The sequence below is a fragment of the Micromonospora sp. KC207 genome, assembly GCF_004348615.1.
Lineage (GTDB): Bacteria > Actinomycetota > Actinomycetes > Mycobacteriales > Micromonosporaceae > Micromonospora.
In genome coordinates, this window is record NZ_SMKJ01000298.1 from 1 (window position 1) to 8,156 (window position 8,156).

Here is an 8,156-nt window from a genome sequence, read left to right on the forward strand (position 1 = left end):
GCCCGAGTGGATGCGCAACCCCCCGCCACCCCGGTCGACCCTCGGCCGGCGCCTGTCCGGCCTGGTGGAGGCCACGCCGCGGCTGCGGGAGGCCCGGCGGGCGCTGTGGCGCTGGCGGGACCGGAGCCGGTTCAGCGAGCGACGGCCCGCCGTGGCGGCGATCACGTCGTTCGTGGTCGTCGCCGTGGTGGCGACAATCCTCGTCGCGGGCACCGCCTACCTGTTCGCGAGGTTGCGGGCCGGAGAGCTGTGAGCCCGGGCGCGACCGGTTCCGCCACCGGCGGCAGTGCCCGCGGGCCGGCAGGACCGACCGGGCTGCGACGATCGGGGCGGCTCGGCGGAATCGAGCTGCGCGGACGGGGTGGCGGGTGCGAAGATCATGCGCCTTCGTCCCGCCGTAGACCAGGATTCGCGCGATGACCGACCCGCAGCCGCCCCGCGCGGCACCCACCCACGACCCGGGCGCCCCCGGGCCGAATCGGTCGCCCGCCTCCCGCGTCGACGAGGACCTGCGGGTGCCGGACTGGATGCGCCAGGTGGGCACGGAGCAGGTGCTGGACCGGTCGGAGCGGCGGCGGCTGGCCTGGGGCCGGCATCGCGGGAAGCTCCTCGTCGCCGTCGTCGCCTTAGGCGCGGCGGGCCTGCTCGGTGCGACGGCGGTCGTCGTCGGCACCGTCACCGAGGGCGTACGCACCGCCACCGCGCCGACGCCGGCACCCTTCGCCAGCGGGCCGCGGGACTACTTCGCCGGCACCCCCGCCGCCGGCTTCGCCGTCGGGGAGCGGGGCATCGCGCTGCCTCCGGCCCGGGCCACGGGCCCGTTCAGCGAGGCGCAGGTGCGCGCGGCGCTCGACACGACCCGGCGGGCACTGGTCGAGAGCCGCCTGGCCGACACCATGCTGCGCGGTGATCCCGGCCCGTTCCTCGCCGTGCTGGCGGAGGACGCCCGCACGGACCTCACGCCGCTCCTCTCCGACAGCAGGCGGCGGCTCTTCACCACCCAGTTCGCTCGGGAGTACCGCCGCGTCGACGAGATCAGGGTCTCGGGAAAGGTCTCCTACCAGGCCACCGAGGACGACAGCAGGGTCCGCGTGCTGGCGGTCACCACGAGGTTCTCCTGGGTGTACGCCTTCGAACGGCTGGCCGGCGAGGCACCGCCCGAGGCCAACCTGGTGGTCGTCCGGGACACTCTGGTCTGGCAGTTCCCCCACCCCGACGACGTCGTGCCCGGGGCGCGGGGCCTCTGGCTGGCCTCCGCCGAGGCCCTTCATTGGAACGCCATGTGCGACGAGCTGGGCCAGACGGGCCGACTCGACGTGGAACCCGGGCGGTACCGGTCGCGGGGCGGGCCGGCCGGTCGGGTGCCCCTGACGGAGGTCTTCGATCCGGAGCGGGCCGCCCGCGTCCCCGGCACCTGCTGACTGACCCGCCCGCGCCCCGGACCGCACCCGCGTGCAGGCGTGCGCGCCGGTGCGGGGGTGAGAAGGGCGCCCCTCTCTACCGTATGCGTTAACAGGGGGCCCTATCCTTACCCCCGCACCGCGCCGACGACCGCCCAGCCGCCGGAGCGCAGCCGCAGCAGCAGGGCCGCCAGCCGCAGCAGCACGAACAGGGTCAGCCCGGCCCAGATGCCGCCGAGGCCCAGGTCGCACGCGTACGCCAGCCAGATCGCCGGCAGGAACCCGCCGAACGCGGCGACGATCGTGAGGTCGCGCAAATAGCGGACGTCCCCCGCGCCGATCAGCACCCCGTCGAGGGCGAACACCACGCCGCCGATCGGCTGCAACGCCACCAGCCACGGCCAGGCGACCATGGCCTGCTCGCGTACCTGCGGATCGGAGCTGAACAGGCCGGGCACGAGGCCGGCCCCGGCCGCGATGAGCCCCGCGAAGGCCACCCCGCAGACCGCGCCGAGCAACGCCATCCGGCGGGCCAGGGCGCGCGCCCCGGCGGCGTCGCCGGCCCCGAGCGCCGCCCCGACCAGCGCCTGCGCGGCGATCGCGAGGGCGTCGAGCATCAGGGCGGTGAAGAACCACAGCTGTACGGCGATCTGGTGCGCGCCGACCGCCGCCGCCCCGAACCGGGCGGCCACGGCGGTGGCGGACAGGAAGCTGGCCTGGAAGGCGACGCCCCGGATCAGCAGGTCGCGGCTGAGCAGCAACTGCTGGCGGATCACCCGGGGCCGGGGGCGCAGCGCCACCCGCTCGCCGGCCAGGGCGGCGGCGAACAGGGCACCGGAGAGGGTCTGGGCCAGCGCGTTCGCCACCGCCGAGCCGGTCAGCCCCCACCCGACCGGATAGACCAGCAAAACGCAGAGCAGCGCGGAGAGCAGGTTGGGGCCGAGCACGAACCACAGCGGCCGGCGGATGTCCTGCACGCCGCGCAGCCAGCCGTTGCCGGCGGCGGCGAGCAGCAGGCCGGGGGCGCCCAGCGCGGCGACCCGCAGCCACCGTGCTGCCGCCTCGGCGACCTCCCCGGGGCCGGCGAGCGCCTCGGCCAGCGGGCCCGCGCCGACCTGCATCCCGGCCGCGACCAGCACCCCCACCCCGAGCGCGAGCCAGGACGCCTGCACCCCCTCGGCGACCGCGGCGGCCCGGTCGCCGGCACCGAAGCGGCGGGCGGCCCGCCCGGTGATCCCGTACGCCAGCACGGAGCCCAGCCAGGCGATCAACGTCAGCACGGTGCCGGCTACGGCGAGCGCGGCCAGGGGCACCCGGCCCAGGTGACCGATCACCGCCGTGTCGACCAGCACGTAGAGCGGTTCGGCGGCGAGCACCACCAGGGCCGGCACGGTCAGCGCGGCGATCCGGCGCGGCGAGGCGACGGCGGTGGGCGAGGCGACGGCGGACTCAGTCATCGCCGCCAATCCTGGCACGGCCCAGGTAAGGGCTGCAAGACAAGCTATTCCTTACCCTTGCGCCCGGGGCGCGGCAGCCAGGGCATGGGTAGTCAGGGGGCGTGCCGGTCGAGCGGGACCGGGTGGGCGGTGATGCCGGCGGCGCGGGACGTCGGCGGCATCACCGCCGGTCGGACTGGATCACTGGCGGGTGTCCATCGACGTCTGGAGTGCGCGGCGGGCCTGCTCGCGCGCCTCGTCGGTGTTCTCGGGCTTGGGCTTGCTCGACATGGGTTCCCCCTTCAGGGATGCGGGTCATGGGACGCGATGGCCCGACGGCCGGTCGTGCTGGACGCCCGACGGCGGTCCGGGGTCACCGGAGCGGCCGGTCTGGCGGCGTGCGCCCGGGTCGGTCCGACCCTGGGGGAGGCAGCGTCGGGTGAGACGCCACCGCCTGCCGACCTGCGCCGCAGCCGCGGCGCCGATCGATTCCCAAGTTATCGTTCAGGTCCACATGCTGCCCGCTGTTCCCGCCATCTGGACACGGCGGAAGCGCCCGCGGAAGCCGGTCGACAACCGTCAGCGGGCGAGGAAGTGCCAGCCGAGCCACCACCAGAAGCCGAACAGGCCGATCCGGCCGACGGGGACCGGACCCACCTCGTACCGCATCACGTAGGCGCAGACCTCGGCCAGCGACGGGATGCGCGAGCCCGGGCGACGGGCCGCCCACTCGACGGCGGCGAGGAGCGTCAGGGCGGTGAGGAAGCCGGCGATGGCAAGCGCGCGCATCATCGCCGCACCAACCCCCAGAACGCGGCCAGCCAGGCGAACCAGGCCGCGGAGCGGACCAGTTCGTTCTCCAGCAGTGGATCGGCCAGCCGGGAGAAGGTGGGAAACTCGTCGCCGGCGGCCAGGACGAAGGTGACCCCCTCGAAGACGCCGAACACGGCCGCCGGGAGCACCCACCAGAGGGCCCCCGCGCCGAGCCGACGCGGCGTGGGCCGGCGCGGCACCCTGTTGCCCAGGCCCAGCCAGATCAGTGCTCCCCCGGTGCCGAGGGTGTAGAGGTTCGCCGACGCGGAGAACGAGGGCAGCTGCCCGCCCACCAGGGAGAGGCAGACCAGCACCGGGACGGTTACCACGGGGCGGTCCCAGGCTCGGGGCTCCGCGACGGAGAGCTCGCTCGGGTGCTCCATCCCACGATTCTCCCCGCCGTCAATGAACGCGGGAAGAGCGACCACCCCCGCAGTCGCCCCTGATCTAACCCTCGATCAGCGCCTTGCCAAGCTCCGCGCGGATGCTCGCCACCACGTCCTCGGCCGTGCCCCGGCCGCTGAAGCCGGCCGCGAACCGGTGCCCGCCGCCGCCGAGGGCCACCGCGACCCGGCTGACGTCCACCGCGCCCTTGCTGCGCATCGAGACCGCCCACTCGTCGGATCGGACCTGCTTGACCACGCAGCTCACATCCGCCTCGGCGGTGCACCGCACCGAGTCGATCAGCGCCTCCAGCACGTACGGCCGCTGGTCGTGGCGGGCCAGGTCGTCGAGCGTGGCGTACGTCCAGACCAGGCCGTTGCCCCCGGCCTCCGCCGGCTCCAGGTGGGCCCGGCACATCACCTCGCCGAAGAGCCGAACCGCGCCGAACGGCCGGGTGTCGAAGACCCGGCGGGAGATGTCGCCCGGGCGGATGCCGGTGGCCAGCAACCGGGCCGCCAGCTCGTGCACCGCCGGGGTGGTCGCCTCGAACCGGAACGACCCGGTGTCGGTGGTCAGGGCTACGTAGAGGCCCTCGGCGATCCCCGCGTCCAGTCGCACCCCGAGGCGGGCCAGCAACTCCTCGGCCACCACCGAGGTGGCGGCGGCCCGGGGGTCGACGAGGTTGATCCCACCGAACATGGTGTTCGAGGCGTGGTGGTCGAGCACCAGCGCGGTACCGGCCGTCTCCAGCCGGTCGACCAGGTTGCCGAGCCGCGACTCGCTCGCCGCGTCGAAGCAGACGACCAGGTGCGGCGCGGGGTACGCGTCCTGCTCACCGACCAGCAGGTCGAGCCCCGGCAGTGCGCGGAACGGCTCCGGCACCTCCGGCGGGCCGGGGAAGGTCGCCCGGAGCTGGCGTACGCCCAGCTGGCGCAGCCCCAGCCCGAAGCCGAGCATGCTGCCCAGCGCGTCGCCGTCCGGGTTCACGTGGCAGATCAACTGGACCTGGGCGTCGGCCGGCAGGTCGCGCACCACCGCCACGGCCGCCGCCCAGTCGGCCTCCCCGGGCCCGGTGGCGACCGCCCCGGCCGCCCGGCCGGTCACCGCCGGTCCGCGCCGCGCGGGGCGTCGGAGTCGGCGGCGTCGGAGCCCGCGACCTCGTCGTCCGCGTCGTCGTCGGAGTCGAGCCGGTACGGCTGGGCCTCGCCCGCGTACTTGGCCCGGGCGGCGAGGCGCTGCACCTCGGCGTCGGCGTGGCGGGCCGCCGCGAGCAGGTCGTCGATCTGCTTGACCTGGTTCTGCACGTCGTCGAGGACGAAGGTCAGGCTCGGCGAGTGACGCAGCCCGAGGGCCTTGCCGACCGTGCTGCGCAGCATGCCCTTGGCGCTCTCCAGCGCCGCCGCCGTGCTGGACTGGGCCGCCGCGTCACCGAGGACGGTGTAGAACACCGTTGCGTCGCGCAGATCGGCGGTGATCCGGGCGTCGGTGATGGTGATCATGCCGAGCCGCGGGTCCTTGATCTGGCTCCGCACCACCGACGCGACCAGTTCGCGAATGCGCTCCGCGTGCCGGCGTACCTTGGCCGGATCCGTCATCTCGCCCACCTCCACGGCGTCGGACTCCCGGCCGGGCCGGCGGCGCGGGGCACCACCGGATCCGACCGGCCAACAGTTCGAACATTACCTTCGCGATCGGGCCGACGCCGGTGCGGGCGGCACCGCCCGCCCGGTCAGTCGTCGTCGCCGTACATGCGTCGGCGGACCGACAGCAACTCGGCCTCCGGGCGGCCCGCCACCAGGCGCTCGCAGGATTCGAGCACCTCGCGCACGTGCGCGCCCTCCGCAGCCACCACGGCCACGGCTATCTCCGCCCGACCGTGCAGGTCGAGCGCCCCCACCTCGGCGACCGACACCTCGAAGCGGCGCAGCGCCGCCACGATCGGCCGGACGTAGGATCTCTTGGCTTTGAGCGACCGGGAGTCGCCCGGCAGCAACAGGTCGAAGACTGCGATTCCGGTGAACATCGTCCCGGACGATACCCGCAGTGACCCCCGCATGATCAAGGGGTTTACGCCGTTTCGGGCGTAAACCCCTCGATCAGTGCGTCAGACGCGTCAGGCGCGCGGCTTCTCCCGCATCTCGAAGGTCTCGATGACGTCGCCGACCTGGACGTTGTTGTAACCGCCCAGCGTCAGACCACACTCGAAGCCCTCGCGGACCTCCGTCGCGTCGTCCTTGAACCGCTTGAGAGAGCTGATCGTGAGGTTGTCCGCCACGACCGACCCGTCCCGCAGCAGCCGCGCCTTGGCGTTGCGGCGGATGACACCCGACCGGACGATACAGCCGGAGATGTTGCCGACCTTGGACGAGCGGAACACGTCGCGGATCTCCGCACTGCCCAGCTCGACCTCCTCGTACTCCGGCTTGAGCAGCCCCTTGAGCGCGGCGTCGATCTCCTCGATGGCCTGGTAGATGACGGTGTAGTACCGGATCTCCACGCCCTCGCGGTCGGCAATCTCGCGGACCTTGTTGGCGGCCCGCACGTTGAAGCCGATGATCGTGACCGCCTCGGACGAGGCGCTCGCGAGCATGACATCGCTCTCGGTGATCGCGCCCACGCCCCGGTGGATGATCCGGAGCTGGACCTCCTCGGGGATGTCGAGGTTGAACAGGGCGTCCTCCAACGCCTCCACGGAACCGGAGACGTCGCCCTTGAGCACCAGGTTGAGCGAGGTCTTCTCGCCCTCCTTGAGCTGCTCCATGAGCGTTTCGAGGGTGGCCCGGCCACGGGAGTTGGCGAAGGACGCCGCCCGCCGCCGTGCCTGCCGCTGCTCGGCGATCTGGCGCACCGTACGGTCGTCGGCCGCCGCGAGGAAGGTGTCGCCCGCCCCGGGGACCGCGGTGAGACCGAGCACCAGCACCGGACGGGCCGGACCCGCCTCGGCGACCTGGTTGCCGTTCTCGTCGAGCATCGCCCGGACCCGGCCGTGCGCCCCGCCGGCGACGATCGAGTCGCCCGCCCGCAGGGTGCCCTTCTGCACCAGCACCGTCGCCACCGCGCCCCGACCCTTGTCCAGGTGGGCCTCGATGGCCACACCCTGCGCCGGCCCGTCGATCGGAGCGGTCAGCTCCAGCGACGCGTCGGCGGTGAGCAGGACCGCCTCCAGCAGTTCGTCGATGCCGATGCCCGGCTTCGCGGCCACGTTGACGAACATGGTGTCGCCGCCGTACTCCTCGGCGACCAACCCGTACTCGGTCAGCTGCTGGCGGACCTTGTCGGGGTTGGCCTCCGGCTTGTCGACCTTGTTGACCGCCACCACGATCGGCACGTCCGCCGCCTTGGCGTGGTTGAGCGCCTCGATGGTCTGCGGCATCACGCCGTCGTCGGCCGCCACCACCAGGACCACGATGTCCGTGACCTGGGCACCACGGGCACGCATGGCGGTGAACGCCTCGTGACCCGGGGTGTCGATGAAGGTGACCGCCCGGTCCTCGCCCTCGTGCGGGACGTGGACCTGGTAGGCGCCGATGTGCTGGGTGATGCCACCGGCCTCGCCGGCGACCACGTTCGCCTTGCGGATCGCGTCGAGCAGCTTGGTCTTACCGTGGTCGACGTGACCCATGACGGTCACCACCGGCGCACGGCTGACCAGGCGGTCCTCCGCGACCTCGGCGTCGAGGTCGATGTTGAACTGCGCGAGCAGCTCGCGGTCCTCGTCCTCCGGGCTGACGATCTGCACGTCGAAGCCGAGGTGCTCACCCAGCAGCAGCAGGGTCTCGTCGGAGCACGACTGGGTCGCGGTGACCATCTCGCCCAGGTTGAACATCTCCTGGACCAGCGAACCCGGGTTGGCGTTGATCTTGTCGGCGAAGTCCGACAGCGAGGCGCCACGGGAGAGCCGGACGACCTGACCCTGACCCCGGGGGGCACCCGAGCTCATGGTCGGGGCCGACAGGTTGTCGAACTCCTGTCTGCGCTGCTTCTTGGACTTGCGGCCACGGGTCGGCTTGCCACCCGGACGCCCGAAGGCACCCGCGGCGCCGCCGCCACGGCCGCGACCGCCACCACCCGGACGACCGCCACCGCCGGCCGGTGCGCCCGGACGGAAACCGCCACCGGGAGC

General features: G+C 73.4%; 9 protein-coding genes. 2 read left to right on the forward strand and 7 right to left on the reverse strand.

The window, feature by feature from the left end:
• The coding region (locus E1258_RS27065) for a hypothetical protein (RefSeq protein WP_132406091.1) at positions 1–253 on the forward strand (253 nt) is incomplete at its 5' end.
• 163 nt (positions 254–416) lie between these two features.
• Complete coding sequence (locus E1258_RS27070) at positions 417–1,421, forward strand: hypothetical protein (RefSeq protein ID WP_132406093.1); 1,005 nt, start codon at positions 417–419, stop codon at positions 1,419–1,421.
• 107 nt (positions 1,422–1,528) lie between these two features.
• Here E1258_RS27070 and E1258_RS27075 read toward each other — a convergent pair whose 3' ends face one another.
• The 7 genes from E1258_RS27075 to infB all read right to left on the reverse strand — a co-directional run.
• Positions 1,529–2,857, reverse strand: a complete 1,329-nt coding sequence (locus tag E1258_RS27075) for an MATE family efflux transporter (protein ID WP_132406095.1) — start codon at positions 2,855–2,857, stop codon at positions 1,529–1,531.
• A 558-nt stretch (positions 2,858–3,415) separates the two neighbouring features.
• The gene (locus E1258_RS27080) at positions 3,416–3,625 is read right to left on the reverse strand and encodes a DUF6186 family protein (protein WP_198141768.1); all 210 of its coding nucleotides are present in this window, start codon (positions 3,623–3,625) and stop codon (positions 3,416–3,418) included.
• Positions 3,625–4,032, reverse strand: a complete 408-nt coding sequence (locus E1258_RS27085) for a hypothetical protein (protein WP_132406097.1) — start codon at positions 4,030–4,032, stop codon at positions 3,625–3,627. The genes E1258_RS27080 and E1258_RS27085 overlap by 1 nt, the downstream gene beginning before the upstream one ends.
• 64 nt (positions 4,033–4,096) lie before the next feature.
• Positions 4,097–5,137 carry a bifunctional oligoribonuclease/PAP phosphatase NrnA gene (locus E1258_RS27090; protein WP_132406099.1) on the reverse strand — a complete coding sequence of 347 codons (1,041 nt, stop codon included), beginning with the start codon at positions 5,135–5,137 and terminating at the stop codon, positions 4,097–4,099.
• Positions 5,134–5,628 (reverse strand): 30S ribosome-binding factor RbfA, encoded by a 495-nt coding sequence (gene rbfA, locus E1258_RS27095; RefSeq protein ID WP_007075292.1) that lies wholly within the window; start codon positions 5,626–5,628, stop codon positions 5,134–5,136. The genes E1258_RS27090 and rbfA overlap by 4 nt, the downstream gene beginning before the upstream one ends.
• 134 nt (positions 5,629–5,762) lie before the next feature.
• On the reverse strand, positions 5,763–6,056 hold the full coding sequence (locus tag E1258_RS27100; protein WP_132406101.1) for a DUF503 domain-containing protein: 294 nt from the start codon (positions 6,054–6,056) through the stop codon (positions 5,763–5,765).
• A gap of 90 nt (positions 6,057–6,146) precedes the next feature.
• Positions 6,147–8,156 (reverse strand): translation initiation factor IF-2 (infB, locus tag E1258_RS27105; RefSeq protein ID WP_132406103.1); only part of this gene is annotated, 2,010 nt, incomplete at its 5' end.